At 64.8% G+C, this 26,303-nt stretch carries 30 protein-coding genes, 1 tRNA gene and 1 pseudogene; 11 read left to right on the top strand and 21 right to left on the bottom strand.

The window, feature by feature from the left end; translation table 11 throughout:
- Positions 1-24 precede the first annotated feature (24 nt).
- The 3 genes and pseudogenes from Q0Q02_RS02650 to Q0Q02_RS02640 all read right to left on the bottom strand — a co-directional run.
- Positions 25-129, bottom strand: a pseudogene (locus tag Q0Q02_RS02650) (DUF3363 domain-containing protein); the annotation flags it as partial.
- 10 nt (positions 130-139) lie between these two features.
- On the bottom strand, positions 140-1,060 hold the full coding sequence (locus Q0Q02_RS02645) for a LysR family transcriptional regulator (protein WP_253122451.1): 921 nt from the start codon (positions 1,058-1,060) through the stop codon (positions 140-142).
- Positions 1,061-1,118: 58 nt separating this feature from the next.
- Complete coding sequence (locus tag Q0Q02_RS02640) at positions 1,119-1,811, bottom strand: TetR/AcrR family transcriptional regulator (protein WP_077098099.1); 693 nt, start codon at positions 1,809-1,811, stop codon at positions 1,119-1,121.
- A 186-nt stretch (positions 1,812-1,997) separates the two neighbouring features.
- On the opposite strand from Q0Q02_RS02640, the gene Q0Q02_RS02635 reads away from it, so the two are divergent.
- Complete coding sequence (locus Q0Q02_RS02635) at positions 1,998-2,570, top strand: GNAT family N-acetyltransferase (RefSeq protein WP_077098097.1); 573 nt, start codon at positions 1,998-2,000, stop codon at positions 2,568-2,570.
- 16 nt (positions 2,571-2,586) lie between these two features.
- Here the strand turns inward: Q0Q02_RS02635 and Q0Q02_RS02630 are convergent, their stop codons facing one another.
- From Q0Q02_RS02630 to Q0Q02_RS02595, 8 genes are all read right to left on the bottom strand, one after another.
- Complete coding sequence (locus Q0Q02_RS02630; protein ID WP_262922595.1) at positions 2,587-3,819, bottom strand: DUF3363 domain-containing protein; 1,233 nt, start codon at positions 3,817-3,819, stop codon at positions 2,587-2,589.
- 1,063 nt (positions 3,820-4,882) lie between these two features.
- Complete coding sequence (locus Q0Q02_RS02625; protein ID WP_171379752.1) at positions 4,883-5,461, bottom strand: hypothetical protein; 579 nt, start codon at positions 5,459-5,461, stop codon at positions 4,883-4,885.
- Positions 5,458-6,330 carry a lytic transglycosylase domain-containing protein gene (locus Q0Q02_RS02620; protein WP_171379751.1) on the bottom strand — a complete coding sequence of 291 codons (873 nt, stop codon included), beginning with the start codon at positions 6,328-6,330 and terminating at the stop codon, positions 5,458-5,460. The genes Q0Q02_RS02625 and Q0Q02_RS02620 overlap by 4 nt, the downstream gene beginning before the upstream one ends.
- A complete protein-coding gene (locus Q0Q02_RS02615; RefSeq protein WP_293806612.1) occupies positions 6,327-6,719 on the bottom strand; it encodes a DUF736 domain-containing protein in 393 nt (130 codons plus the stop codon). The genes Q0Q02_RS02620 and Q0Q02_RS02615 overlap by 4 nt, the downstream gene beginning before the upstream one ends.
- A complete protein-coding gene (locus Q0Q02_RS02610) occupies positions 6,698-7,243 on the bottom strand; it encodes a S26 family signal peptidase (RefSeq protein WP_171379749.1) in 546 nt (181 codons plus the stop codon). The genes Q0Q02_RS02615 and Q0Q02_RS02610 overlap by 22 nt, the downstream gene beginning before the upstream one ends.
- Positions 7,240-7,758, bottom strand: a complete 519-nt coding sequence (locus Q0Q02_RS02605) for a DUF2840 domain-containing protein (RefSeq protein WP_293806610.1) — start codon at positions 7,756-7,758, stop codon at positions 7,240-7,242. Before Q0Q02_RS02605 ends, Q0Q02_RS02610 begins: the two co-directional genes overlap by 4 nt.
- 61 nt (positions 7,759-7,819) lie before the next feature.
- Positions 7,820-8,896, bottom strand: a complete 1,077-nt coding sequence (locus Q0Q02_RS02600) for a replication initiator protein A (RefSeq protein WP_293806609.1) — start codon at positions 8,894-8,896, stop codon at positions 7,820-7,822.
- Entirely contained in the window at positions 8,897-9,166 is a 270-nt protein-coding gene (locus Q0Q02_RS02595) for a helix-turn-helix domain-containing protein (protein WP_023516906.1), read from the bottom strand.
- 462 nt (positions 9,167-9,628) lie between these two features.
- On the opposite strand from Q0Q02_RS02595, the gene Q0Q02_RS02590 reads away from it, so the two are divergent.
- Positions 9,629-9,916, top strand: a complete 288-nt coding sequence (locus tag Q0Q02_RS02590; protein WP_039191249.1) for a DUF2285 domain-containing protein — start codon at positions 9,629-9,631, stop codon at positions 9,914-9,916.
- 127 nt (positions 9,917-10,043) lie between these two features.
- Here the strand turns inward: Q0Q02_RS02590 and Q0Q02_RS02585 are convergent, their stop codons facing one another.
- The 4 genes from Q0Q02_RS02585 to Q0Q02_RS02570 form a co-directional block, all read right to left on the bottom strand.
- Entirely contained in the window at positions 10,044-10,577 is a 534-nt protein-coding gene (locus Q0Q02_RS02585) for a GNAT family N-acetyltransferase (protein ID WP_247996909.1), read from the bottom strand.
- Between the two features lie 267 nt (positions 10,578-10,844).
- Positions 10,845-11,366: a DUF2285 domain-containing protein gene (locus tag Q0Q02_RS02580; protein WP_171379745.1), complete on the bottom strand. Its 522-nt coding sequence runs from the start codon at positions 11,364-11,366 to the stop codon at positions 10,845-10,847.
- 46 nt (positions 11,367-11,412) lie between these two features.
- Positions 11,413-11,628: a DUF6499 domain-containing protein gene (locus Q0Q02_RS02575; RefSeq protein WP_171379744.1), complete on the bottom strand. Its 216-nt coding sequence runs from the start codon at positions 11,626-11,628 to the stop codon at positions 11,413-11,415.
- Positions 11,629-11,827: 199 nt separating this feature from the next.
- Positions 11,828-12,358, bottom strand: coding sequence for an antirestriction protein ArdA (locus Q0Q02_RS02570; RefSeq protein WP_171379743.1), 531 nt, complete (start codon positions 12,356-12,358; stop codon positions 11,828-11,830).
- Positions 12,359-12,866: 508 nt separating this feature from the next.
- Between Q0Q02_RS02570 and Q0Q02_RS02565 the strand changes: the two genes are divergently transcribed.
- The 4 genes from Q0Q02_RS02565 (at position 12,867) to Q0Q02_RS02550 (ending at position 15,289) form a co-directional block, all read left to right on the top strand.
- Positions 12,867-13,208 carry a DUF1778 domain-containing protein gene (locus Q0Q02_RS02565; protein ID WP_171379823.1) on the top strand — a complete coding sequence of 114 codons (342 nt, stop codon included), beginning with the start codon at positions 12,867-12,869 and terminating at the stop codon, positions 13,206-13,208.
- The gene (locus Q0Q02_RS02560) at positions 13,196-13,726 is read left to right on the top strand and encodes a GNAT family N-acetyltransferase (protein ID WP_171379742.1); all 531 of its coding nucleotides are present in this window, start codon (positions 13,196-13,198) and stop codon (positions 13,724-13,726) included. The genes Q0Q02_RS02565 and Q0Q02_RS02560 overlap by 13 nt, the downstream gene beginning before the upstream one ends.
- A 473-nt stretch (positions 13,727-14,199) precedes the next feature.
- Positions 14,200-14,886, top strand: coding sequence for a DUF2161 family putative PD-(D/E)XK-type phosphodiesterase (locus Q0Q02_RS02555; protein ID WP_293806597.1), 687 nt, complete (start codon positions 14,200-14,202; stop codon positions 14,884-14,886).
- Positions 14,887-14,971: 85 nt separating this feature from the next.
- Positions 14,972-15,289, top strand: coding sequence for an I78 family peptidase inhibitor (locus Q0Q02_RS02550; RefSeq protein ID WP_293806595.1), 318 nt, complete (start codon positions 14,972-14,974; stop codon positions 15,287-15,289).
- A gap of 207 nt (positions 15,290-15,496) precedes the next feature.
- Here Q0Q02_RS02550 and rpmG read toward each other — a convergent pair whose 3' ends face one another.
- The 5 genes from rpmG to Q0Q02_RS02525 form a co-directional block, all read right to left on the bottom strand.
- Positions 15,497-15,664: a 50S ribosomal protein L33 gene (gene rpmG / locus Q0Q02_RS02545; protein ID WP_038367996.1), complete on the bottom strand. Its 168-nt coding sequence runs from the start codon at positions 15,662-15,664 to the stop codon at positions 15,497-15,499.
- 141 nt (positions 15,665-15,805) lie between these two features.
- Positions 15,806-16,540, bottom strand: a complete 735-nt coding sequence (locus Q0Q02_RS02540) for an NUDIX hydrolase (protein ID WP_293806593.1) — start codon at positions 16,538-16,540, stop codon at positions 15,806-15,808.
- A complete protein-coding gene (locus tag Q0Q02_RS02535; RefSeq protein WP_293806591.1) occupies positions 16,540-16,983 on the bottom strand; it encodes a DUF983 domain-containing protein in 444 nt (147 codons plus the stop codon). Before Q0Q02_RS02535 ends, Q0Q02_RS02540 begins: the two co-directional genes overlap by 1 nt.
- Positions 16,983-19,319 carry a ribonuclease R gene (gene rnr / locus Q0Q02_RS02530; protein WP_293806589.1) on the bottom strand — a complete coding sequence of 779 codons (2,337 nt, stop codon included), beginning with the start codon at positions 19,317-19,319 and terminating at the stop codon, positions 16,983-16,985. Before rnr ends, Q0Q02_RS02535 begins: the two co-directional genes overlap by 1 nt.
- A gap of 432 nt (positions 19,320-19,751) precedes the next feature.
- The gene (locus Q0Q02_RS02525) at positions 19,752-20,162 is read right to left on the bottom strand and encodes a DUF2000 family protein (protein ID WP_293806587.1); all 411 of its coding nucleotides are present in this window, start codon (positions 20,160-20,162) and stop codon (positions 19,752-19,754) included.
- Between Q0Q02_RS02525 and Q0Q02_RS02520 the strand changes: the two genes are divergently transcribed.
- The 3 genes from Q0Q02_RS02520 to Q0Q02_RS02510 all read left to right on the top strand — a co-directional run bounded on the left by Q0Q02_RS02520 (position 20,161) and on the right by Q0Q02_RS02510 (position 22,625).
- Complete coding sequence (locus tag Q0Q02_RS02520) at positions 20,161-21,030, top strand: AraC family transcriptional regulator (protein WP_293806586.1); 870 nt, start codon at positions 20,161-20,163, stop codon at positions 21,028-21,030. The two genes, Q0Q02_RS02525 and Q0Q02_RS02520, sit on opposite strands and share 2 nt — an antisense overlap.
- 70 nt (positions 21,031-21,100) lie before the next feature.
- Entirely contained in the window at positions 21,101-22,096 is a 996-nt protein-coding gene (gene gnd, locus Q0Q02_RS02515; RefSeq protein ID WP_293806584.1) for a phosphogluconate dehydrogenase (NAD(+)-dependent, decarboxylating), read from the top strand.
- A gap of 49 nt (positions 22,097-22,145) precedes the next feature.
- A complete protein-coding gene (locus Q0Q02_RS02510; RefSeq protein ID WP_293806582.1) occupies positions 22,146-22,625 on the top strand; it encodes a gluconokinase in 480 nt (159 codons plus the stop codon).
- A 257-nt stretch (positions 22,626-22,882) separates the two neighbouring features.
- Here Q0Q02_RS02510 and Q0Q02_RS02505 read toward each other — a convergent pair whose 3' ends face one another.
- Positions 22,883-24,316: a multicopper oxidase family protein gene (locus tag Q0Q02_RS02505; RefSeq protein ID WP_293806580.1), complete on the bottom strand. Its 1,434-nt coding sequence runs from the start codon at positions 24,314-24,316 to the stop codon at positions 22,883-22,885.
- 190 nt (positions 24,317-24,506) lie between these two features.
- Between Q0Q02_RS02505 and Q0Q02_RS02500 the strand changes: the two genes are divergently transcribed.
- Both Q0Q02_RS02500 and tig read left to right on the top strand, forming a co-directional pair.
- A tRNA-Leu gene (locus Q0Q02_RS02500) sits at positions 24,507-24,591 on the top strand.
- Between the two features lie 140 nt (positions 24,592-24,731).
- The gene (gene tig, locus Q0Q02_RS02495) at positions 24,732-26,162 is read left to right on the top strand and encodes a trigger factor (protein WP_293806578.1); all 1,431 of its coding nucleotides are present in this window, start codon (positions 24,732-24,734) and stop codon (positions 26,160-26,162) included.
- Positions 26,163-26,303 lie beyond the last annotated feature (141 nt).

The following is a 26,303-nucleotide window of genomic DNA, read 5'->3' as shown; positions in this document are numbered from 1 at the left end:
TGTCGCAACGCCGTTTCAGGTGCTCTAAAGTCCCAACCCCCTTTGCCGCCCCAACCGCCACAACACCGATCCGCCCTGCACGACGCCCATGACCTCGCGGCCGAACTGGCGGTCGATGACCGGCCGCCAGCGGCTAGATTCAGTCGGTGCGGGCGATCTGCCCCATGTGGCTGGCAAGGCAGAGCAGATTTTTCAGCGTGGCGCTGCGGTTGGACGGCGACCAGATGGCCGAGAACGTAATCGGTTCCGGCTCGTCGGCGAACGGCAGGAAGACGACGCCGGACGTTGGCAGCAGCGCCGTGGCTGCCCCGACGATGGTGATGCCGAACCCCTGTCCGACCATGGACAATAGGGTGCCGCGCCCCACGTCGAAACGCAGAATCGACGGCGCGGGCCAGCGCCCGGCGAGGCGCAAAACGATATGGTCATGCGCTTGCGGGCCGGTGCCGCCATGCCGGACTAGGAACGTCTCGCCGACCAGATCGGCCCATGTGACGCTTGCCTGCCCGGCGAGACGGTGCCGCTCCGACAGAACGGCGACCCGCGGTTCCGTCCAGATGCGGCGGGAATTGCAGTCGGGCAGTTCGGGCGTGCCGGCCACAAAAACTATGTCGAGCATGTCGGCGCGAAGCTGCATGACGGTATCGCGGGCCGTGCCCTCGGCGATTTCGACCTCGATGCCGGGGTGGTCTTCGCGGTATTGGTCGATCAAGTTTGCGAGGAAGCTGTGTGGAATCAGGGCATGGATACCGATGCGAAGCCGACCGCTTTCGCCGGCTGCCGCCATGCCGGCGGTCTTCACGGCATGGTCAAGTTGGTCGATGCCGGCCGCGATCCGCTCGACAAAATGGCGTCCGGCTTCTGTCAGGCGAACGCCGCGCGCATGGCGCTCGAACACGAGGATGCCAAGATCGTCCTCCAGCGCCTTCACGCGGGCGCTGACGCTGGATTGCGCCACACCGAGCGCATTGGCGGCGTGTCGAAAGTTGAGATATTCGGCGACGGCAATCGTCTGGATGAGCGAGGCAAGGGGAATACGCGATCCAAGCGCGGTCGGCATCCCCCATTGGCGGTCGGTCAGTGATGTTGACTGTTTCCGCCGTCGCATATTCGCCACCCTATGAGGTAGCGAAGGAACGGATTATCCAGCCTAACCCACGCGAAAAGCTCTCACCCCAATCATCGGGTTCGCTCTCGATCTGCGAGGAAAGGGCTGGATATTCGGCCGCGTGATCCCGAAGGAAAGTGGCGACGCGCGCACGGGTTGCAGCTTCGTCGCCGGCTTGCCATGCTACTTGCGTCGCGACCGATCCGAGCATGAAGTTCGATAATGTGTATCCCGCATGGATAATGTCGGCCTTCGGCAATCCCGCCCTTGCGAGGGTTGCGCGAAGATGTTCGGATCGGACCAAGGCATTGGGACCGAGCAGCGGCCGGAAGCCGAACAGGCTGGTTGACCAAGGATGCCGTAGAAGCGTCTGCCGCCATTCTGTTAGGAAGCGGATCAACTCCTTGTCCCATTTCAACGGTTCTGTTGGCAGAGGGATTTCACCGAGAACGCTATCCAGTGCCAGTTCAAGCACATCGTCGCGTGTCTCGACATGCCAGTAGAGGGATGCGGCACCGGCGTTCAGATGTTCCGCCAGTTTGCGGATCGTCAGGCCGTCTTGGCCCCGCATGTCTAGAATCTCGACAGCGGCTTGGACGATGCGGTCCCGCGTCAGCGCGGGAACGTCGCGCACTCGCTTGGCTGGTTTCAGCCAAATCGTCGAGGAACCGCGCTCCGTCTGCGATGGTCCGTTCTTAGTCATTCCTACTCCCGCAAACTTGACAGTCGAGCGTGTCCTAGTGCATCACTCTATCAATCGAACATTGTTCGAGTCAACGATCATCGATCTATCGCACTGTGTGGCGAGTCCATCGGAACGCCGCGCACGGATAGCGGGCGCTGCATTGCGCCGAAGATGGAAACAATCGAGACAAGAGCGGAAGCAAGAATGAGCAATCAAAACGATACCCATGGCGGCTTGGCAGATCGAAATTTCCTCGCCGTCTTGCCGATCTCAGATGGCGTGGTAACGATCAGAGCCATGTCGGATGCAGATGCGGAAGCATATGCCGCCGGGACGAACGATGCTTCGGTCAAGCACTTCGCTCACCTGCCGTTGGACGAATATACGCCGCAGATCGTTCGTGACATGATCCGGGGTACGATTGCAGACGGATTGCGCGATGGAACCTTGGCCGTCCTGACAATCTCGGATGCTCCCTCGGATTCGTTTCTCGGAAGTCTGGTGATCTTTGACGTGAAACCGGATGACGCGGAGATTGGCTATTGGGTCGCGCCGGAGCATCGTGGCCGAAAGGTATCGGGTCGCGCGCTCGCGCTGGCCGTGGAAATGGCCCGCAAGTTGGGCCTGAGAAAGCTCCGCGCTCGAACGGTTCAAGAAAACCCTGCATCGGAGCGGGTTCTTCTCAACGCGGGATTTGAACAGGTGGGTGAAGTCCGGCCAGAGATTGTTCCCTCCGGCAAGACCGAAATGAGCGTGAACTATCTCGTCGAGGTTTGAGGCATAAGGGCGGCACCTAGATGCTTAGCCCTCTTTGCCGCCCCAACTGCCACGAAACCGATCCGCCCTGCACGACGCCCATGACCTCGCGGCCGAGCTGGCGGTCGATGATGGGCCGCCACGGGACTAGCGTAAACTCGTGGGACTTCTCAACCACGGCGAACTTGCCGCTCGATAGCTGCACGGTGCCGGTGAACTTGCCGCTGACGTTCTCTCCGTCCGTGGCGGTTCGGAACGGTAGGCCCTTGCTCTCGGCCATCTCCGCGCCAACGCGGGCAACCTCCCGCTCGCGCAGCGTGGCGAGAAGGCTACGCCGATAGAAGATGCGGCCGTTCCGTGCTCGGGTGGCGTCGCCCTGTTCGATATGATGCTCGCGGCGCTGGTCCATCGCCTCGCGCACCTGCTGGCCGAAGCCGGCCGGCGCAAGGTCGGCCGTCTCGCCATGGATCAGCCGCCGGTCCAGCCAGGTCGCGCCATCCGAACCGATCTGCTTGCCTAGATCGACCGGGGAAAGGACGCGAACGCTGGCCTGCCGGTCACGGCCGGCGTCATAGGCGGCGGCACGGCTGACCAGATCATCGGGGATGCGCCATTGGTCGGTGTCGATCCGCTCGACGATCCCGGCCCGGCGTAGCGCCTCCAGCCGCCGGACATGGGCATCGACATAGCCCTCATAGTCGCCGCCGGGAACGCGGCCCTCGAACTTCGCCTGCTCCAGATGGCGGCTCGGCCGATAGATGCCGTCCTCGGCGATGGCGGTGATGGTGCGGTCGGACGGCCGGGCTGCCGCCTCGGCCGGGCCGATCTCGATGATGCTGCCGATGCGGGCATCCTCCAGCCGCTCGGGCGCAATGCCGGCAATGTGGTGCGTGCGGCCTTCGATCCCGTCCACCACGATTGTCAGGTTCTCGCCCAGCTCGTCGGATAGATGCTTGTCCACGACGCGGCCAAAGATCGGCGTCTCGGGCACTCCGTCATGGATTTGGAAACTCATGGGATCGCGCTCGCCGCCCTGCGGGCCGAGCGCCTTCTGCATGGTGCGGATAATGTCGCCGCGCTCGCCCAACTCGCGCAGGGCCGGTTCCATGTCCTTGCTCAATTCCCAAACGGCGGGCGCGTGTTCGGTCGCCAGCCCCATCTTCTCCAGCTTGCCGAGACGGCGCAAACGCAGCGTCCGCTCGAACTGCCGCCTCGGCTCTGCCGGTTCATGGCGCAGGTCGAGGAAACGGGCATCGGCTTCCTCGGCCATGGCGCGGTCGATCCGGGTGAAACGGTCTTGGTCGATTTCGGCCGACAGCTTGCGGGTCTGCTCGATCTCGGTGACGGGGCCGAGTTCCAGACTGGCAAGCTCGCTGGCGCGTTCGCGCAGGCCGGCCGAAAGATAGTCGCCATTGATGACTAGATCCCCGCCGCTATCGTCGCGGCCGTTGACGACGATATGCACATGGGGATGGCCGGTGTTGTAGTGATTGACGGCAACCCAATCGAGTTTCGTGCCAAGGTCCGCTTCCACCTGTTGCATGAAATCGCGGGTGTAGGCCGTGAGGTCCGCCAGCTCCGCGCCGTCCTCGGGCGAGACGATGAATCTGAATTGATGTCGGTCGTCCTTGCCGCGATCAAGGAAGGCGTCGCCATCGGTGCGGTCCTCGGTCGCCGAATAGAGCCGCCCGCGCTCGCCATCGCGTGACGTGCCGTCGCGCTGGACATAGCGCAGATGCGCGCGGGCGCGTCCGCCCTTCCACGCGGCCCTGACGCTAAGCGGCTTGACCATCACGCGGCGGCTGCCGGGCTGGCGATGATGCCATTGACCGGAGATGTTGCGGGCGCGCACGAAGCTCGCGCCCCGGCCGCGCTTCACGCCCTTGCCGCTGGCGACCACGGCGCGGGACCGGCCCGGCGATGACGGGCGGGCGGATGACGGCATGGAAGGATCGCGGGAGGCCGCTGCCTGATGCTGCCGGGTGATCTTCTTGACCTGCGTGAAAAAGCTCTTGGTCTTACCGGCCTTCGGCGTGTCGGATCGGATGCGGCCGGGCTTCGGACGGAAGCGGTTTTCGTCGTCGGCGCTCATGGGCGCGACTCCAGCGAAAACCGCTGAAAACAGGCTGATATGGGCCTATGGTGCCGCTCGAAACCGTGCAAAGCCAAGGCTTTGCACGAAATCGCGGCACGCGGCCCCTCAAAACCATGGTGCCGGAACCGGCAACCTAACCAGTGTGCAGACAACAACAATTTCCAGAAGCGGCCCGATATGGTGCCGTCTTCTTTAATCTTGCCCTCCGCCCTTTCTGCCTTTTCTGCCCCTCCTGCCTTCATGGTCCTGCTCCATCCGCTGCACGATCCTGCACACCGCGAGGCGCTGCGGAGCGCGCCGCCGGCTCGTCCGGCAAAGCGAATTTGAGCCGCCATGTGCGCCATGCTTCGGCAACCGCCCCGGTGCCGGGAAACAGGTCGTCGAGCGTATCGTCGGGACGCGCGGCGACCATCTCGAAAGCCCAATGGCAGACCGCTTCGGGCTTTGCGCCAGTGAGGCCACGGCGAAGCGTGATGCTCTCCTGAATCCAGTCCCGCATCACCAGCCGTTTGCTGACGACAGGCTTTCGCGCCGCCTTCACGATGACCGGCTCCCACGCAAAGGCGACCGGGATATTGCGTTTGAACGCCGCAAATCCCTTCACCCATGCCATCCATCGCGCGCCCGTCCTCTCGACCAGCGGGGCAAGCGTTGCGATAGAGCGCGGCGTCGCGGCGGCGTGCAATATCCAGCCGTCATAGTTGCGATCCAGCCGCTCGATCAGGCGCACATGATCGACCTCGCCCGCGTAATCGGGATGGTCCCGATAGAGGTGCGCGCAGCCGATATAGGGCGGGTCGGCATAGGCGATCTTCATCGGCGATCCGGCTCCGAAACGGCAGCAAACAGATCGCCGGATTGCGCCTCGGACGGCAGCGCGGGCGCAGTTCGGGCGTCGGTCGAGCGTGTGACAAACATCGGTGATTCACGCCAATCTGGCGGCGGTGGCGGTGCCGATGACGGCGGTTCGGTTGCAGCCGCGCCGCCGAGGATCGGCGCGAGCGCGGCAACATAGGCCCGCGTTTCGGCCGGCAGCGTGCGGCCGGTCGCAAGGTATTCGTCATAGCGGCCGGGACCGGCATTGTAGGCCGCCAGCATCGCCGCGACATTGCCATAGCGGTCGAACATTTCGCGCAGGTATGCCGTGCCTGCGAGGATGTTGTCGCGCTGGTCGTAGGGATCGCGTCCGAGGCTGTAGCGGACGCGCAGGCCCGCCCATGTGTCGGGCATCACCTGCATCAATCCCATCGCGCCGGCCGACGAAATCGCGCGCACATCGCCCGCGCTCTCGGCACGTAGCACCGCGACGATCCAATGCTGCGGTATGCCGAAACGCTGCGACGCCTCGGCGATGTGAGCCGCATAAGGATGGGCGGCGGCCGGGCGCTCGACGGGCGCGGATTGCGCGACCGCGCCGCCCGGTCCGGCGCAGACGGAAAGCGCGCCGGCCAGTATCAGGACGGCATAATGCCATGCAGTCCTGTCTCCGCTTCGCCACCAGCCTGCCAGCGTGCTCGCGGCGGTCAAGGGCAAGGCGCAAGCGCCGGCCGATGGCCGCCCCTGACCTTTGCTGCGCGCGCCGGCCGTCCGGTGGCCGAGCGGGACGGAGGGATGAGACGGCTTTTCCGCGAACAAAGGGATGACGATCTTGGACCGGATGGCGGGCCGGACGCGCGCGGCCGTCATTCCTCGTCCTCGACTTTCCGGGGGTGCTTCCAACGCAGCGTCCAGACCGAAGGATCGTCGTTGGACTGGAACAGTTTGGCGCGGATCGGGAACGGGAAGATCGGTCCCTCCAGCCTCATCGACACGAAGTCGCCGGCATTTTCGCTGGCGTCCTTCCATGCCGGGCCGGCGTCCGGGCCGTCCTCCCTATCGAGGCGCACGCGATAGTCGGGCGCGTTCTTCACGTCGCTCGGCTTGGCCGGAACGATGAACAGCTTATCGCGGAGGCCGAACGAATGTAGCTTCCCGGCATAGCCGGTTTCGGTGCGGGTGAAGGTGCCTATTTCTGCCATGGGAAATCTCCTGTGATTGGCTTTCGGGGATGGTTTCAGTGCGTCGGCGCGCGCCACTCGTAGCGGCCGACGCCTTCCTCATCGGTCCAGAGCGGGACCGCTCGGCCGATGACGGAAGCTGCGGGGATGGGTCCGAAATAGCGGCCGTCGAGGCTGTCGCGGACTTCCCAATTCATGAGGAAAAGCTGGTCGTCGCCGATGACGCGGCAGCCCTGCCAGACGGGCAGATCGCGGCCGAGGCTGTCGCGCTCCAGCGCCTCGCCCATCTCGATCCCGTTCACCGTGATCGTAGATCGCAAGCGGCAAACCCGCTGTCCCGGAAGGCCCAAGACGCGCTTCAACAGCGGGACGCCGCGCGCGATATAGCCGCGCTCGACCATGAAGGCGGCGAGCGGTTCGGGCGGCATGACGGCGACCAGCTCGGGCACGTCGAGCGCGTCGGCCGGCTCGACGGTGTAGAAGCCGATGGGCGCGCTGGCTGTGGCGTTCCAGATGAGTTTCACGGGCCACTCGACGGCGCTGGCGGCGGCGATGCCGATGATGGCGAGCGCCGTCACCGTGAGGGTGCGGCGGCGCGTCATGGCTCGATCCTTCGGCGGTGAAGCCACGCGGCATGTCGCTCGGGCGTGTAAGCGTGCGGCTCCAGATTGGCGGTCAAACGGTTGTGGAGGTGCCGCCAGTGTTCCGGTGCAGCGTCGGCCGGATCGAGGCCGAGCGATTCCACGGCGTCGATGGCGGCAAGCCCGCGCTGCACCTTCGGCCAACCGTCGAGGCGCAACAGGATTTCGCCGCCGGGGCGGACGAAGGGCAATGTCTGGAACGGCTCGCCGCGCCCGATTGCCCGCACGATGTCGATGCGGGAAACGACCGTGCCATGGTCGCCTTTCGCCCATCGGACGAAGGCGAAGACGCTGCCCGGCGCGAAGCCGACGACACTCCGGCGGCGGTCGATGATCTGTTCGTAGCTCTTGCGGCCGAAGCGTATCCAGTGCTCGATGCGGCGCTTCTCGAACGTGAGTTCAACCAATGTCGTGAAGGGCGCAGGCCCGTCCGGCAGCGGACGGCCGTGCGCGCTGCGATGGGCGCGGCGGGTCATTGTGCGTCTCCGGCAATGTGCTGGTGGGGATTGCGCGCGTGCGCTGCGTCAACGGCGAGCATCATGGCTCGCCGCTCGCGGCAGAACCGGCACCACGCTTCGCCTGCGCGCGCGTCAAAGAAAAAGAGTTAGATTCTCTGTTAGATAAGTTAGCGGTTGGATTCCGCTTTTCAGGCCAAAGCATTAGCTGCGGTTCGTGCGCCTGATGTGCCGATAGTCTTGCGCCTGATGTGCCGATACCCCGTGCGCCTGATGTGCCGATGGGTTTAACAGGGTTATCAACAGTGCCTGTTGATAAGTTTTCGGGGCGGATGCGCAGCAGTTCGCGGCCGTCTTCCCGCTCGATCTGGAGGTGGTAGCCGGGGAGTTGCTGGCGGGCCGCGATCCGGCGCAGGTCGAGCGCGAAATCGGAAGGCCGCGCGAGGCTGCCGGATTTCTGATGAAGGTGCGCGACCTCGAAAATCCAGCCGTGGCGCTGGTGCCCGGCGTGCTTTCTGGCGACGCGGTAAAGCCATCGCTCGATGCCGCCAGTCAGCCGGAAATAGGCCGGGTCGATGGTCAGGACCAGCGAGCGGTCGATGACGCTGTTGTAGAACCATTCGGGCAGGACGAACTCCATGCCCTCGACGCGGCCGGCGCGCGTCGTCATTTCCTCCCACTCGTTGATCCATGAGAATTGCCGGCGACGCCAATGCGGGCCGTTGCGGATGGTGGTGGCGATGACGGTCGATTGCAGCCGCGCCAGCGCGGCTTTCAGAAGCCGGTATTGGTGATTGCCGGTCGGGCGTCCGATGGCGCGCAACAGATGGTAGGGCGTGAACCGGACGAAGCGCGAAGTCGTGAGGCCGTCATTCTCGGCCGCGACGATCTGCGAGGCCGCCCATATCAGCACATCGGCGTCCCATATGGTCGCCATGCCGTGCTCGGGCATCCCGAACACCTGCACCTCTATGTCGGCGGCCTTGTAGAGAATCGGCTTGGTGCGCGGGGTCTTCGCCAGCGAGAAAAACGGCCGTTCCATCAAGTCGCGCTGGTCGCGCGGCGGCGCATCGCCCGTTGCGACCACGAAGGGGTCTAGGCGGCTGCGCTCGCTGTCCTCGGTCGGCGGCGCGGGGGTGTGATCGTCCTCGCGCAGCATCTAGCACTCGTCCCGTTCTTCGGGTGTGAGCGGACGCGCGGGAAAGACGGTGCCGGCGGTCTTGTCGCGGGTGGATTTACGTTCGCCGACCGCGCTCCAGTCCTCCAGATCGCGGACGGTGTAGAGGACGCGACCGCCGACCTTGCGATAGGTCGGGCCGGTGCCGTAGGTGCGATGTTTCTCAAGAGTGCGGATGGATATGCCGAGGAAGCGCGCGGCTTCCTTGGTGCGCAACAGGCGCGGCGGCAGGCCCGCAAGCGGGTTGGGCATGGATCACCTCCAGTCGGGATTGGGCTGCCGGGGGCGGCAGCGGACTGTGGCGAACCATGGCGAGGGATCGGCGGCGCGTAGCGTGCCGCATTTGCGTCTATGCGCTGGCGGCACCCCCCTCGGGGGCGTCGCTGGCTAGTAGGTGAAGGATTTCAACGGCTCGTTGCCTGCCGCGCCGAATAGGCAAAGACATCCGCGCGCAGCTCGGCTAAGATCATGGGTGGAGCAGACGCGCTGCTCCGGGGCGTCGAAACCCCTCTGTTACCGTTTGGTGCCGGCCGTTACGGCACCGCACTCCTTGACCTATGGTCGGGGAGCCTGTGGCGTATACAACAGGCTTTCCGAGCTAAAGGCCATGGGGCCGTGTAACAGCGGTTTCGAACTCCCCGATCACCAAGAGTCAGAGAGAATCGTTTGCGGGGGCGCACCGCAGACAAGCTCTCTCGGATACGGGGGATGACTATGCGGGTTCCTGTCGAACTCGATCCCGATGTGGACGACGAAGCGCCAGCCGGCGACGCCATAACCACCTATGACGAACGCCACTACGTTACCTATCTGCGCCTTCTCGATGCGAAGGCCGAGGGCGCGGACTGGAAGGAAGTCGCGCGGATCGTGCTGCACCGCGATCCGGCAGCCGAGGAACTTCGGACCTATCGTTGCTGGCAAAGCCACCTCGAACGCGCGCAATGGCTATCGCGAGAGGGCTATCGTAAGATTCTGGAACAGGCGGCAGCTAACAAGGCGTGAGCATCGGCGGTTTTCAGTTTACTTCACCTCGGAAGCTTTGGAATTTCACGATATCCGGCCGGCAGGAATCGACCTCATCGCTGACGTTTCGCGTGGCTTTGTCACGTCCTAAAAGCTGATATGCCTCTCAATTGTTGGCCCATTCTGAACAGGTCAACTCATACGTTACCTCGCCGTGCTCCGTGCCGGGTATGGGGTCGGGAAAATCCAAGAAATCCGTCCGCGTGTGTTTCATACCAACCTTCTCCATTACACGGCGCGACCCTTGGTTGACCGCCATTGTATTGGCCACAATCTTGTCATATCCCGCGACCTCGAAGCCCCAACCGATAAGAGCCAAAGCTCCTTCAGTTGCCAGCCCCTGACCCCAAGCTTCCCGGCGCAGTCGATATCCGATCTCAGCTAACGCCCTCCCTTTCGGCAACAAGCAGAACCAGCCGACGAACTCGTCATCCGCATTGCGTCGCGCTGTCCAGACGTTCGGCTCGGTTCCTCGTGGCATGAGAAACGGCGCGGTCGTCGAATCGATCCTGTCATGATCAACCGCACCATTGTTAAGAAACCGCATCACTTCTGGGTCAAGCTCTAGCTGGATGAAGTTAACACGATCCACCGGGGCGCAAGGACTGAGAATCAAACGCAGCGTCTTTAGTAAGGTCATGGAAAATTTCCTCAAAATACATTTCAGGCATGGTCGTGCGAAAACATAGATTAAGCAACGAGTTATTCAGTTGAGAAGCCGCCTTGCCGTTCTTGACACATGAAGCAGTTTGTTAGATCCACTCCATTCCTGCTGAAGTTCTCGTAGGAATTCTAAAGTCCGCAACATTTCCCCGAGGGCTGGCTTTCCGGTTCTTTTCGTATCGCACCTCTTTGTTGCAACTGGCAGTAAGTTTGCGACTTGCAACAAGACGGTGCTCGCTAACGATCAACGCTTGCCGGGCTTGATAGGGTAGTGGAGCAGCAGGCGATAGCCGCCCCGCATCATCTTGATACCGTGCGCGACCAAGCGGCGAGCTTTGTTCTTGCGCGGATCGTTCTCGAAATCCTCCTTAGTGCCTCGAAAGCCGAGCAGGACTTCGGCGATGGTGCGATAGCTCTCGCCATGCAACCGAGCGTCAAGCGCGCGCAGCGACAGGATATGCCATTGCCGGAGCTGGGCAGGGACCGCGCGGAAATCGGGACCGGGTGCCCGGCCGTTGAGGGACCGCCAGAAACGGCGGGCAGCGTGAGCGCGAAGCTCCAGAAAGGAATCCATCGGCAGGGTGACGGCATAGAAGGCGGCGGCGTCGGGAGTCGCCTCGGGAAGCCAGAATTGATGTGTGACGCCATCAACCTGCCAGATACCATGCCAGCCATCGGCAGCGCGGCGCAGATCAAGGCCGGCGAGATGAGCCAGCGTCAATATCGGTTCGGTGTCGCCGTCCTTATGCTCGACCGGCGACAGCATCACCGCTTGCGGTTGAAGGTTCGGACTCCAGATTGGCGTCGGCCAGTCATGCGGCGCGTCGGGATCGCACGGGAAATCGCAACCCCCAGCGATCCGCGAACGCTGCAAGGTCACGGCCGGACGGTCCTCCGGTTAGTGCGATGGTCTGGAACTCCTGACGATAATCGTCATTCCGGCGCAGATATTCCCAAGCGAAACCGGCGGCCGAAATGTGCTTCGCGTGCCTGTATGCCACCGGCGAACGCCAGTCGATGCTAAGCATGGCGTCACCTCCCAAAGCCGGGGCGCGCAAGGCAGCGCCCAGCCCTTAGAGGTTCAAAGATCGCTAGAAATATAGAAGCCGCTCAAAGCAGATACCTTGAGCGGCCAGTCCGATCATTCTTGGTTATTTTTTGCTTAACACTATTTCGATGATTCCGCGATACGCCCGCCCGCAAAATGCGGGCAAGGTGCTCCGGTTTTCATTGACTGGAAAACACATGCACCTCGTTGTGTGAGGTTTCGACTGTGAAAAACTCACCGTTCATTTCAGCATCACGGGCTATTGCTTTCCAATCAATGTAGTAGCGCAGCGCCTCGGGGATCGTGGTGCCGCTTTCAGCGGTCAAGTCCTCCATGAAGTCGGCAAGGCTAGCGAACTGGCCGTGATAGCAGTCCTGCAAGGCGGTTTCGGCTTGGTCCATGTCGCCGACGAACTGCTCCAGCAAGCCAGCGCCTAACGCGCCATGCTCTGCGATGAACGCGCCGATGCGCGCCACGGTGTCGATGCCGGCATATTCCTTGATGGTGACGCCCTCGAAGCCCTCGTAGTCATGGATGGCATATTCCTCCGCGTGCTCGATGGGGGACCGTGCGAGCATGGCCGCAATTTCGTCCCTGATTTCATCCGCGTCCTGATCCGCGTCGATCCAAGCCCCATGCAGATAGCCGTTATTGTAGGCGGCAAGGCAGGCGACATAGATGCGGGGATTGCTGTCGGAAAGGTTGGTCATGTCTCTGATCCTCGGGTTTGGGGTTCAGAGCAGCGAAGCGCCGCTCCTGAACCCTTGCCCGGCGGCGAGCCACGGGTAGCAAGGCGCAGGAGAAGTCTTTGGCACCGTGGAATAAATGGAGGGGACCCGCTTGCGGGGAGCGGGCCGTTTATGCCGCGAAAGGCCGGAGAGTTTTCTTGCGCCGCGCGAGGGCAACGCCCTTAGCAATCTTCTTCGTAGCGATCAGATAAGACGCGGCGGCAGCCGCGCCGGCCCGGAGGCGAACGCGCTTCCACATTGCGCCGTAGAGAGCCGGAGGGCCGCCAGTGACAAAGCCCCGGCGCGCAAGCGTCGGGGCCGCATTTCTAACTGGCGACAGTCATGCGTTAGGGGATTGAAGCCGAGTGGCCGAAACGCGCCGCTGCCGTGGGTCCGGCGTAGCCGAAAGCCCGGCCCGAAGGGCGACGCCCATACGTTCCTTACCTTCTTCTGTATTGACAGTGTGGATACAAACGCCCATATTCCGGTCATGGCAAAAACACGTCTCGCCCCCTCCGAATCTTCCCGCTCTGCGGCCGCTGTCGTCGCGGCGCGCGCCTCTGCGGCTGACGCCAAGGGCAGCATCAACCTGCGTATCGAAACCGGCACCCGCCAGCTCATCGACGATGCGGCGGCGGTCCTTGGTAAGACGCGCACCGAGTTCATGGTGGAAAGTGCACGGCGGCAAGCGGTGGATGTGCTGCTCGATCAGCGTTTGTTCACGCTGGACTCCGAACGCTACGACGCCTTCATGCACGCGCTCGACAATCCGCCCGCGCCGGGACCGAAGCTCAAGGCGCTGCTGCGCCGGACCCCGGCATGGCAGAAATAGACGACTCGCCGGACCATCCCGACCCGCGACTGTCTGCCCCCGTTCCGTTGACGGCGGAGCATGATCTTTCCGCGTTTGACTGCGGCGAGCCTGCACTGAACGACTGGCTGCGGCACCGGGCCTTGAAGAACGAAAGCCGGTTCTCGCGCACCTACGTCGTGTGCGCGGGAAATCGGGTCGTCGGCTATTTCTGTATCTCGGCGGGATCGGTTGAGCGGGGCGCAGCTCCCGGCAAGGTGCGACGCAACGCACCCGACCTGATTCCGGTTTCGATCATCGGGCGGCTCGCCGTTAGCCTCGACCATGCAGGCAAGGGCCTCGGCGCGGACCTGTTGTCGGACGCGCTGCGGCGGATCGCGCTGGCCTCGCAAAGCATCGGCATCGGGGCGGTGATGGTGCAAGCGAAGGATGGGGCGGCCAAACGCTTCTATCTGCGCTGCGCGGAGTTCATAGAATATCCCGAGGACAGCCGGACGCTGTTCCTGCCCATCGAAACCGTTGTCGCGGGTTTTGGTTAGATTGGAGAGGCCGACCTTGAGGATGGCCAACCAAGGACCGTGACGGTATAATCCTGTTTCATCGAGCACATTTACCGAGTCGATGCCAACTGCCGGCAGTTCCCGCTTCCAGCGATAGATGGCGAAATGTCGAACTTCATCGCCAGCCCAAAAAGTTCAATAATTTCAAGATCGAACTTTTCTGACGGTAGCCTAGACGGTATCTCGATATGCGAAAAAATATTTTCGCATTATTTTTCAATGCACTAGGTTGACCCAAAATTATCGAGTGGGAGTGATCGGAGATAGCGCGATCTGCTCGGATTGCGCTCGGGACTGATCATAGATCGTCGAGATCAAATCCATCCGCCATCGGCCGGTCATCCAGGCCCGTGGCGGGTGGATTTTTCGCTTGAGCCATGGCCGTGCCTCCCGCGTTTGCCTCTCCGAAACGACTGGCGAGCAAGATGGCGGCCTGCTCTCCGGAGGTGGATGTGGAAACGTCGCTCTATCTGCCCGTCAAGCGCTTCCTCGAAGGACTCGGCTACACCGTGAAGGGTGAGATCGGGCCTTGCGATCTCGTCGGCCTTCGTGACGGCGACCCGTCCGTCGTGGTGATCGGCGAGTTGAAGCTGAGCTTCAATCTCGAACTCATCCTGCAGGGCGTGGACCGGCTCAGCCTCGGCGACGAGATCTGGCTGGCGGCCCAGCTCTCGGCCCGGGGCAAGGGGCGCGAGAGCGATCCGCGCTATCGCAATCTCTGCCGGCGCCTCGGCTTCGGTCTGCTCGGCATCTCGAAGGCCGGCGATGTCTCCATCCTTGTCTCGCCGGCAGCGCCCACGCCGCGCAAGGACCCGCGCCGGCGCTCGCGGCTGGTGGATGAGCACAAGCGCCGCCAGGGCGACCCGGCGATGGGCGGCGGCACGCGCAAGCCCATCATGACAGCCTATCGGCAACAGGCCCTGGCTTGCGCTGCGGCGATGGCGGCGGAGCCGAAGCGCCCGCGCGATCTCAAGCCGTCCTGCCCGGATGCCCAGAAGATCCTGCACCGCAATGTCTATGGCTGGTTCGAACGTTCCGGGCGCGGTGTCTATGCATTGACCGAAGCCGGCCGCAGCGCCCTGGCGACATGGCTGCCCCCGTTTCCGCCGAGCCCGGAGGCGGCGGGGATCGCGGCCTGAGTGAAGCCCTCTTGCCATGGCTGCGTCGCATCGTGATCGTAGAGCCTCCGGCGATCGAGATGATGGCTTGAAAGGGGATGTTGCGATGATGGCGCGGAGATTCTGGCTGGCCGGGTCCCTGTCATTCGCCGCGTTGACCCTGGCGGCTTGCCAGAGCGATGCACAGCAGGACGCGGTGGTCACGGCCGCGCCCGGCTTGCCCGGTCAATGCCGGGAGGATGCGGCCGAGACGCTGGCAGGCAAGGCTCGCATCGACGATGCCGAGGCGCAGCAGATCACCGGAGCGACCGTCGTGCGGCAGATCCGGCCGGGGCAGGGGGTGACGATGGATTACCGCCGGGAGCGCCTGACCATCGAGACCGATCCGAAGACCGGCAAGATCGTTCGGGCGTATTGCGGATAGACAGGGTCCGACCGCGTCATCCCGGACAAGCTGCGCAGCAGCGCCGATCCGGGATCCATCACAGAGCTCCGGAGCCTTACGATGGATCCCGGGGCAAGCCCAGGATGACGCCGCAGATCCAAGGTATATCTAAATGGTCCGCCCAAAACGAAAAAACCGCCCGAAAGGGCGGTTTTTCAAAGCGAAGTCAGATCGCGAGGCCAAGCCTCACTTGATCTTGGTTTCCTTGAACTCGACGTGCTTGCGCGCGACGGGGTCATACTTCTTCTTCGACATCTTCTCGGTCATCGTGCGCGAGTTCTTCTTCGTCACGTAGAAGAAGCCGGTGTCGGCGGTCGAAAGCAGTTTGATCTTGATCGTCACGGCCTTGGCCATGGGTCTATCCTCGAACCATGCGGGCCGGTGGCCCTCGGAAAAGAAAATGGCCGGGCGAACCCGGCAAACCGTCAGCGCGGGGAATGCCGCAAAGGGCCGGCGAAGTCAAGGAAGAATAGCTCTGGCGCGCGCGAGGCAGCTTTAGAGCTCCTCGCGCACGAAGCTGCCGCGCTTCTCCCAATAGAACGGGACGGGCAGATAGGGCGCAAAACCGGCATCGATCCGGGCTTCGACCTCCTGAATGATCACCTTGGTGATCGTGGGCAGGTCGAGCTGCTTGGCCTCGTCGAAATCGACCCAGACCAGGTCGACCAGCTCCGAATCGGGGCCGATGATGCCGTCGATGCGTTTGGCGACGGCCGAGGCGTCTATCGCGAAGAAGCGGGTGTCGAATCGCTTCGGCCGGCGCGGTGGGGTGATCGCGCGCGCAACGAAGGTCACGGCCGAAAGATCGGGATAGACGCCCTGCGCCGCAAACTCGCTCCAGCTTCCCGGTGGTGTAGTTTCCGGCGTGCCGAACTCGTCGGAGCCGAAGAGCAGTCCGGTTTCCTCGAAGGTCTCGCGGATGGCGGCCATCGCCAGCGCCCGCGCCTTGCCGGCGCTGGGGCGCAGGCAGCGCTTGGCGAGCCGGTCCTCGCAGATCTGCGGCACGGCGCCGGTCGCGACCATCTGCCGATCGCCGGCATCGACGCGCCCGCCCGGGAAGACGTATTTGCCCGGCATGAACTTGTGGCCCTCGTGGCGCTTGCCCATCAGCACCTTGGGGCGCGCCTGGCTGCGATCCAGGATCATCATGGTCGCGGCGTCCTTGGGACGCTGGTTGGTGCTGGTGCGTGCCCGCTCGGCCTGGGTCAGGGTGACGGTGTGATCGGTCATCAGCGTGTTTCCGAAGGAGGCAAAGGCTGGCGCTCGGGCCGGTCGGGCTCGCCGCCGAAGCCATGCATGCGCACGGCCCATTGCAGGCCGACGACGCCGCCCTTTACAGGCTGCATCAGCGCGAAGGACAGGACGATGGTGAGAAGCGGCCAGACGGTCATGTGCAGCCACATCGGCCAGTCGCCGAACTTCTCCGCGAGCAGCAAGCCGCCGACGATGATGTGCCCGACGATGGTGATGACGATATAGGGCGGCAGGTCGTCAGCGCGCTGGTGATGCAGGTCCTCGCCGCAGACTTCGCAGGCGTCGACCGGCTTCAGGAAGGCACGGAACAGCCGGCCCTGGCCGCAATGCGGGCAGCGGCCGCGCAAGCCGCGCGTCACCGCCTGGCGCCAGTCGCGCTCTTCGAGATGCCCGTCGGCACTGTGGATCTGGACGCCCATCATCGCCTCTTGCCAGGCTTGCCTTTGCCGGTTTTGGACCAGCCCGGCTTGCTCTTCTTGCCGAAGCTGGCCGCCGGCCGGTTCGCTCCGAACGGCGCTCCGCCGCCGCGCCGCCTGCCGGCACCGCCCGTCGTCATCTTCCGCCCGGCCGAGAGAATCTCGAAGCGCAAAGCGCCAGCGACGGGCGCCGCCTCGACCAGCTTGACATGGACCCGGTCGCCGAGGCGCCAGCTCTCGCCGGTGCGCTCGCCGATCAGGGCATGGGCCGCCTCGTCGTAGCGGTAATAGTCGCCGCCCAGCGTCGAGGCCGGGACGAAGCCGTCGGCGCCGGTGCCGTCGAGCTTCACGAACAGCCCGGCGCGGGTGACGCCACCGACGCGCCCGTCGAAGCTCGCGCCGATCTGGCCGGCGAGGAAATGGGCGATCAAGCGATCGGTCGTCTCGCGCTCGGCAGCCATGGCGCGTCGCTCGGCCGCCGAGATGCGGGTCGCGACCTCGCGCAGCTCCGCAAGCGTCGCGCTCCTCGGCAGGCCGTCATCGCCGAGCTTCAGCGCCGTGATCAGCGCGCGATGCACGATCAGGTCGGCATAGCGCCGGATCGGCGAGGTGAAATGGGCGTAGCGGCGCAGGTTCAGGCCGAAATGCCCGTAATTCTCGGCGACATACTCGGCCTGGGCCTGCGTGCGCAGCACGACCTCGTTGATCAGGGTTTCGTTCTCCGAGCCCTTGATCATCGCCAGGATGCGGTTGAACAGCACGGGCCGCAGCGCCCCGTCCTGCGGCAGCTTGATGCCGATCGAGGCCAGCACCTCGCCGAGCGCCCGCATCTTCTCCAGCGAGGGCTCGTCATGGCAGCGATAGATCAAGAGGCTCCCGGCTTTCTCCAGCGTCTCGGCCGCGGCGACATTGGCGAGGATCATGAATTCCTCGATCAGCCGATGCGCCGCCAGCCTGTCCGGCACGATGACGCGATCGACCGAGCCGTCGGGTTTCAGGATCAGCTTGCGTTCGGGCAGGTCGAGTTCGAGCGGCTGGCGCTGGTCGCGGGCGCGAGCCGCGATGCCATAGGCCGCCCAGAGCGGCATCAGCACGCTCTCGCGGATCGGCGCGGTCTTCTCGTCCGCCTGCCCGTCGATGGCGGCTTGCGCCTGCTGGTAGGAGAGCTTCGCCGCCGAGCGCATCAGCACGCGGTGGAAGGAATGGCCCTTCTTCGAGCCGTCGGCCTTGAGCACGAGCCGGACGGCGAGCGCCGGCCGGTCCTCATGCTCGCGCAGCGAACAGAGATCGTTCGAGATCCGCTCCGGCAGCATCGGCACGACACGGTCGGGGAAATAGACCGAGTTGCCGCGCTCCAGCGCCTCGCGGTCGAGCGCCGAGCCGGGCGTCACATAGGCCGCGACATCGGCGATGGCGACGGTCACGACAAAGCCGCCGGGATTGGCGGGGTCCTCGTCCGGCACGGCATGGACCGCGTCGTCATGGTCCTTGGCGTCGGCCGGATCGATGGTGACGAGCGGCAGATCGCGCCAGTCCTCGCGCCCCTTCAGCGTGGCAAGCGGCGCGTTCGCTGCTTCCTGAAGCGCGGCGGGTGGGAATTCGTGCGGAATGCCATGGGCGTGGATCGCGATCAGGCTGACGGCACGCTCCGACTTGATCGAGCCCAGCCGCTCGCGCACATGCGCCTCGGGCGGGCCGAAGCGGGTCTCGCGGCGCAATGAGACCGAGACGAGATCGCCGTCCTGCGCCTCAGCCGTGCGGCCCTTCGGAATGATGGCCTCGCGCCCCAGCGCCTTCTTGTCGATCGGGATCAGTCGACCGGAGCCGTCGGGCAGGGCGCGGAAGATGCCGAGCACGGCGGCCTTGGCCTTGCCCATCACCTTGAGCACGCGGCCAGAATAGCCGAAGCCTTCGACGCCGCGCAGCCGCGTCAGCTTGAGGATGACCTGGTCGCCGACGCCCGGCGCCGGGGCAGCCGACTTGTCCTTGCGCCGTCCCTCGCGGGTGCGCTCGACGAGAATCTGCGGCGGGGCGCCGTTCTCGGCCTCGTCCCATTCCAGCGGCTGGGCGATGAGGTCGCCCTCACGGTCGCGGCGCTTGATCTCGGAGAGCAGCACGGGCGGCAATGCGCCGCGCGGGTGGACCGGGCGTTCCTCGCCATCGCCGCCGATCTCGCCCTCCTGCTCCATTTCCTTGAGCAGGCGCTTCAGCCAGATTTTGCCGCCGCCATCGAGCCCGAAGGCCTTGGCGATCTCGCGCCGGCCGACCTCGCGGCCGGCAGCGCGCTCTTCCTCGATGAAGTCGAGAATGGCCTCGCGGCTCGGCTCAGGAACGGACACGGCCGGCACTCGGGATATTGGGCAGGGAAAAGCGTGACACGCCGCCTGTCTGCCACGGCTTGCGGCCATGCGCCAGCATTGGAGCTATAAAAGCGAGAAGGGCCGCCCTTGCGGGCAGCCCTTCCATTGCCGAACCGCGACCCGGCGAACCGGATCTGAAGGTGCGAAAACTCACGCGGAATAGAAACCCCAGCAAGAAGAGGTCCAGGTCCGCCCGCTCTGCACCAGCGGTTGATGACAATGAGACACTGGATCACCTCCTTTCAGTTGTTACCGACAAGAAGGAGGCTAAGGCGATTCTCCCAGACTCGTAAATGCCAAAAAATGCGCTGGATAACACCGACCAAAGTCGCGTTCCGGGGCCGTGAATGCGGGGTGCGGCTCTTGCGTTGCACAGGAATGAGGCAGCGAAGTCTGCGGGGCGGGCACAGCTTATCCGTGCAGCTTCAACCCCTTGGCGATCTTGTCGATCTCCTTGCGCTCGGCGTGGAGCCCGAGGCCGACGAGGTCGAGCGCACCCGTCGCTACCGCGGCGACGGCGGCGCGGTTGTCGATATCGTTGCCGGTTGCGAACAGGTCTTTGGTATAGAGATGCGGCCTGACGCCGCGCTGCTGTGCTCGCAGGAGCACGTTGGTGAGTTCCACGGGGCTCGCCCCGAAGATCAGGACGGGCTGGCGGATCAGCGGCCCGTAGAAGCGGCCGGAAGCATCCTGATAGGGTTCGCCCGCGAGTTCCGGGGAGGATCCGACGAGCCCGCCGGCCAGGAAGCTGGCGATATTGAGTTTTTGCCAGGTTGCGAGATCATCGCGAACCACGATGGCGATCTTGGTATCGTAACGCATGGATGCATCGCTAACCGAGGCCGGGAAGGCCCGTCTTGAACGATCGTGCGGGCCGGAGCAGGACTGGGTCCGGCTCGGCGCCGGCGCTGATGGCATCGAGCGCATGGAGGCGTTCTTCCGGGGCTATGCCTATGACCCGCACCGCCATGACACCTATGCTTTCGGGCTGACGCTGTCGGGCGTGCAGTCCTTCGATTATCGCGGCGCGAGGCGCGACAGCCTCGGTGGCCACGCCATCGTCCTGCATCCCGACGAGGTCCATAACGGCCGCTCCGGTATCGAAACCGGCTTCCGCTACCGCATGCTCTATGTCGCGCCGCGCCTGATCCGGCAGGCGATGGGCGAGGGCGGCTGCGCCTTGCCCTTCATATCCACAGCCGTTTCGCAGGAGCCGCGCCTCGTCGCCGCGATAGCCCGTGCGCTGCGCGATCTCGACCAGCCGCTCGATCCGCTGGCGGTCGACGATCTGGTCGAGCGGCTCGCGCAGGTCTTGTTCGCACTCGATCCTTCGGCCTGCCGCGCCGGTTCATCTCGGCTCGACGCCCCGGCGCTGGAGCGCGCCCGCGACTATCTCGATGCCCATGCGACGGAGGCCGTCGATTCCAGCGGGCTCGAAACCGTGACCGGGTTCGATCGCTTCACCTTGGCGCGCCAGTTCCGCGCGGCCTTCGGCACCAGCCCCTATAACTACCTCGTGATGCGCCGCCTGGATCGCGCCCGCCGCATGCTGGCGGAGAGCATGTCCCCGGCCGACACGGCCTTCGCCTGCGGCTTCGCCGACCAGAGTCATCTGACCCGTCAGTTCCGCCGCGCCTATGGCGTCACGCCGGGGCGTTGGCGGGCCTTGCAGCGGCAAATCCGGGGCTGAGCCCTGCGTCGCGCTGGCTTGCCCCGCCGGCAGGCTCCATGCTTGAAGCAGCGAAAGCCGGCTTCACGGAGTGTCTGACATGCAGCTTGGAGTGATTGGCCTCGGCCGTATGGGGGGCAATATCGTGCGCCGGCTGATGCGCGCCGGCCATGAATGCGTGGTCTACGACCGGGATCCGAAGCCGGGCCAGGCCCTCGCCGCCGATGGCGCCACCGTCGCGGCGGACCTCAAGGACATGGTCGCCAAGCTGAAGGCGCCGCGCGCCATCTGGGTGATGCTGCCGGCCGGCAAGATCACCGAGGCGACGCTGGCCGAGCTCGCCGGCCTCGTCGGCGCGGGCGATACGCTGATCGACGGCGGCAACGCCTTCTGGAAGGACGATGTCCGCCGCGGCAAGGAGCTTGGCGCCAAGGGCATCCACTACATGGATATCGGCACCTCCGGCGGCGTCCACGGCCTCGATCGCGGCTATTGCCTGATGATCGGCGGCGACAAGACGGCCTTCGATCGGCTGGAGCCGATCTTCGCGACGCTGGCGCCCGGCAAGGGCGAGATCGAGCCGACCAAGCATCGCGAGGGCCGCAACCCGACGAGCGAGCAGGGCTATCTCCATTGCGGCCCGACCGGCGCCGGCCATTTCGTCAAGATGATCCATAACGGCATCGAGTACGGCATGATGCAGGCCTTCGCCGAGGGCTTCGACCTGCTGCGCAACGCCTCGGCCAAGGAAGGCCTGCCGGCCGAATACGGCTTCGATTTCGACGTGGCCGAGATCGCCGAGGTCTGGCGCCGCGGTTCGGTCGTCACCTCCTGGCTGCTCGACCTGACGGCCGAGGCATTGGCCGCCGACGAGGAACTCTCCTCCTATACCGGCAACGTCTCGGATTCCGGCGAGGGCCGCTGGACCGTCGATGCCGCCGTCGAGACCGCGACCCCGGCCGAGGTGCTGACCTCGGCGCTGTTCGCGCGCTTCCGCTCGCGCGTCGACCACACCTTCGGCGAGAAGATCCTCTCGGCGATGCGCGCCGGCTTCGGCGGCCATGTCGAACCCAAGAAGCAGGGCTGAGACCGTGGCAGGGCCAACAAGCGGCGGCCGTCCAGCCGTCATTGTCGTCATGGGCGTCGCCAGCTCCGGCAAGACCTCGCTCGGCGAGCGATTGGCTGAGCGCCTCGGCTGGCCCTTCCGCGACGCCGATTCCTTCCATCCGCCCGAGAACGTCGCCAAGATGGCGGGCGGCACGCCGCTGAACGACGACGATCGCAAGCCCTGGCTCGCCGCGATTGCGGCCTGGATCGACGATCTCCGGGCCAAGGGCGAGCACGGCATCGTCACCTGCTCGGCGCTGAAGCGGGCCTATCGGCAGGTGATCGTCGGTGACAGGCCGGATGTCGCGCTGGTCTATCTCAAGGGCTCGCGCGAGCTGATCGGCCGCCGCATGGCCGCCCGCCAGCACCATTTCATGCCGCCGGCCCTGCTCGACAGCCAGTTCGCTGCGTTGGAAGAGCCGGGTGACGACGAGAAGCCACTGGTCGTCTCGGTCGAGGACACCAAGGACGCGATCGTGCAGGATGTGGTCGAGCGGCTGAGTCTTTAGGCGGCTGAACCACTGCCGTTATTCTGGGGTTTCGCGTCAGCGAAGAGCCCGGAACCCATGAACACGACGCTCCTTCGTCGTCATTGCGAGGAGCGGCAGCGACGAAGCAATCCAGGGGGACTGGGCGGAAGCGTTCAACCCGGTCCCCCTGGATTGCTTCGCCATGCTCGCAATGACGGCTCTCTCGACGCTGCGTCGTGTTCACGGGTTCCGGGCTCAGGCCTTCGGCCTGCCCCGGAATGACGAAGGGGGAAACCTCACGTCACCTCGAACCAGCTCCACAGTCCGAGGTCGAAGCGCTCCAGCACCGTCGACGAGATCAGCCAGCGGCCGGGATTGTCGGCGATGAAGGCGATGTGCAGCTTCTTGCGCTCGGGGATCTGCACGGTGTCGAGGAAATAATTCTCCCAACCGTCATCGAGCGGGTGCAGCAGCCGGAAGCTGTGGCCGTGGACATGGAACGGCTGGACGAAGGCCGTGCGGTTGTCGATCGCCATGACGATTGGCGTGCCGCGCTTGACGCTGAACAGCGGCTTGCCGTCGAAGGAGCCCGTGCCGCCATTGACCCGCCAGGGGGTGGCGAGGTCGAGCCCGGTGAAATCGAGCTTCTGGTCCTCGGAGAGCTTGGCGCCGCCTTCGATGACGAGCTCGGGCCGCAAGGCATCCTGCATCCGCACGCCCAGCGGCAGGGCAGGGTTGAGCTTCAGGGCGGGCATGGAGGCCGGCGGCACTTGCGGCTCGCCCGCGGTCACGATCCTGACCAGAGGCAGGCCGCCGCCGATCAGGGCGCTGACATTTACAGCAGCACCGACCTCGATCGGCAGGTCGACGATGACATCGTAACGCGTGCCCGGCGCGAAGGGCAGTTGCGAGCGCACGGGTGCAAAGCTCTCCGTCGGCTGGCTATCGACGGCGATCACGGTCGCCTTTCCGCCGTCGAAGCGCAAACGCATGATCCGGGCATTGCAGGCATTGGCGAGCCTGAGGCGGACGCGCGCACCGGGCCGGGCCGTGATCGGCTGCGGCGGCGAGCGCCCGTTGACGGTCAACCAGCTCCCGAGCCGCCCGGCCGAAGCCGAGGCATTGCCCTGCAGCACAAAGGGCTGGATCGCCTGGTCGTCGCCGATAAGCCAGTCGGTGATCAGAATCGGCAGGTCGAGATCGACGGCCGGTGGCTCCTTTTCCTCGACGATGACGAGCCCGCTCAGGCCTCGGCCCGCAGGTTCCGACGACCCGCCGGCTCGAAGCGGGCGATAGAGCAGGGTGCCCGAATCCGGCGGCGAGATCCGGAACTCGCCGGTTTCTCCGGGGGCGATGGGCGGACGCGTGAAGCTCGCGGCGCCGTCGCGTTCGGCCTCGCCGCGCAGGCCGTACCAATGCAGGTCAAGCGGGGCCATCGTCTTGTTCTCCAGCTTGAGCGCCAGGGTCTCGCCCTGCTTGATTCGCAGGGTCGGGCCGGGCGTGGCGCCGTCGAAGGCCCAGATCTCGGTGTCGACCGGTGGCGTGGGGCGCAGTCTTGCCTTGATGGGCGCAGCGACGAGCGTCTGCCGTTGCGGCTCGGCCGCAGGCTGGGCGGCGGTCGCTGGCGCTTGCGCAAATCCCGCCTGCGGCATGAGCAGGCTGGTGCCGGCAAGTCCCGCCAGACATTGGCGGCGCGTCAGCGAGGGCAGGGCGGCGGGCGGTTTCGTCATGCCGTACCGCATAATCCGGCCGGCCCGCTCTGGCGAGAGCCGCCACGATCACGGCCGGAAAAAGCGCCGCGGGCTGCCTGTTTTGCAGAACCGTCATTTTTTTGCTGCATGGCCCGGCCGAAATGCGTATAGCGCTGCGGCTTGGACGATGGCCGCGCTGCGTTTGCTCGCGCGCAGCGCTATCGGGCCGGCGGGCGTGGCGGAATTGGTAGACGCACTGGTTTTAGGTACCAGCGGCGAAAGTCGTGGGGGTTCGAGTCCCTCCGCCCGCACCATCGGTCTAGAAGATCATCGCTCGCCCGTCAGGGCGCGAAAACGATGATCGATATGAGAGTTATTCGCGAGCGCGGCGGCGGTCGGAACCGGCGTCGCGCTTTGGACATTGAGACGTAAACGAGCTGTTGGCGGTAGAAAAATGAACGTGACCGAAACCCTGTCCCAGGGCCTCAAGCGCGAATTCCAGGTGGTGCTGAACGCCGCCGACCTGAAGACCAGGCTCGATGGCAGCCTCCAGGATCTCCAGGGCAAGGCCAAGATCAACGGCTTCCGCCCGGGCAAGGTGCCGGTCGCGCATCTGCGCCGCCTCTATGGCCGTTCGGTCATGTCCGACGTGCTGCAGAACGCCGTCAACGAGGCGAACCAGAAGATCGTCGCCGACAACAACCTGAAGCTCGCCTTCGAGCCGCAGATCCGCTTCCCCGAGAACAAGGAAGAGATCGAGGCCGCGATGGAGGCCAAGGGCGATCTCGCCTTCACCGTCGCACTTGAAGTGCTCCCGAAGATCGAGCTCGCCGACCTCTCGGACGTCTCGCTGGTGAAGCCGGTGGCCGAGGTTCCGGACGCCGATGTCGACGCTGCGCTGCTGCGCATGGCTTCCGGCAACCGCAGCTACTCGACCAAGGGCGAGAAGGCCAAGGCCGAGAAGGGCGACCGCCTGATCATCTCCTTCGTCGGCACGCTCGACGGCGAGAAGTTCGACGGCGGCACGGGCGAGGGCATCCCGCTCGATCTCGGCGCCGGCCAGTTCATCCCGGGCTTCGAGGAGCAGCTCGAAGGCGCCAAGACCGGCGAGGCCCGCACCGTCAAGGTGACCTTCCCCGAGAACTATGCGGCCGAGAACCTCGCCGGCAAGCCGGCCGAGTTCGAAGTCACCGTCACCGACGTGCAGGGCCCGGACGCCATCAAGATCGATGACGAACTCGCCAAGGCCTTCGGCATGGAATCGCTCGACAAGCTCAAGGAAGCCGTGAGCGAGCAGATCGGCCGTGACTTCACCGCCCAGTCGCGCCGCAAGCTCAAGAAGGGCCTGCTCGACGCGCTCGACGGCAAGTACAGCTTCGAGCTGCCGCCGACCCTGGTCGAGCAGGAGTTCGCCAGCGTCTGGAGCCAGGTCGAGGCCGACATGAAGCAGGCCAACAAGACCTTCGCCGACGAGGACACCACCGAGGACGCCGCCCGCGCCGACTACCGCAAGATCGCCGAGCGCCGCGTGCGCCTGGGCCTCGTGCTGGCCGAGATCGGCGAGCAGGCCAAGGTCCAGATCTCGGATGACGAGGTCACCCAGGCCCTGATCGAGCGTGCCCGCCAGTTCCCCGGTCAGGAGAAGCAGGTCTGGGACTTCTATCGCAAGAACCCGCAGGCTCTCGCCGAGATCCGCGCCCCGATCTTCGAGGAGAAGGTCGTCGACCATCTCCTCGGCCAGGTGAAGGTCGAGGACCAGACGGTTTCGCGCGAGGCGCTCTACGCCGACGACGATGCCGAGGAAGCCGCCGAGACCAAGCCGAAGAAGGCCGCCGCCAAGAAGACCAAGAAGGCCGAAGCCAAGGCCGACGACGCCTCTGCCTGAGCCTTGCGGCAACCTTAACGACAGCATTCGCGCCGCCGGCCTTCGCGACCGGCGGCGCTTCCCTTTTCAGCCGCGATTGCCGTGCTTAAGTGAGTGTCTTCCGAGACACCGCCGATTCGACATCTTGCTGGGCTTCCCAGC

It is taken from the genome of uncultured Allobosea sp. (genome assembly GCF_945956895.1).
Classification (GTDB): Bacteria; Pseudomonadota; Alphaproteobacteria; order Rhizobiales; family Beijerinckiaceae; genus Allobosea.
This window is presented reverse-complemented; position numbering and strand designations above follow the sequence as displayed.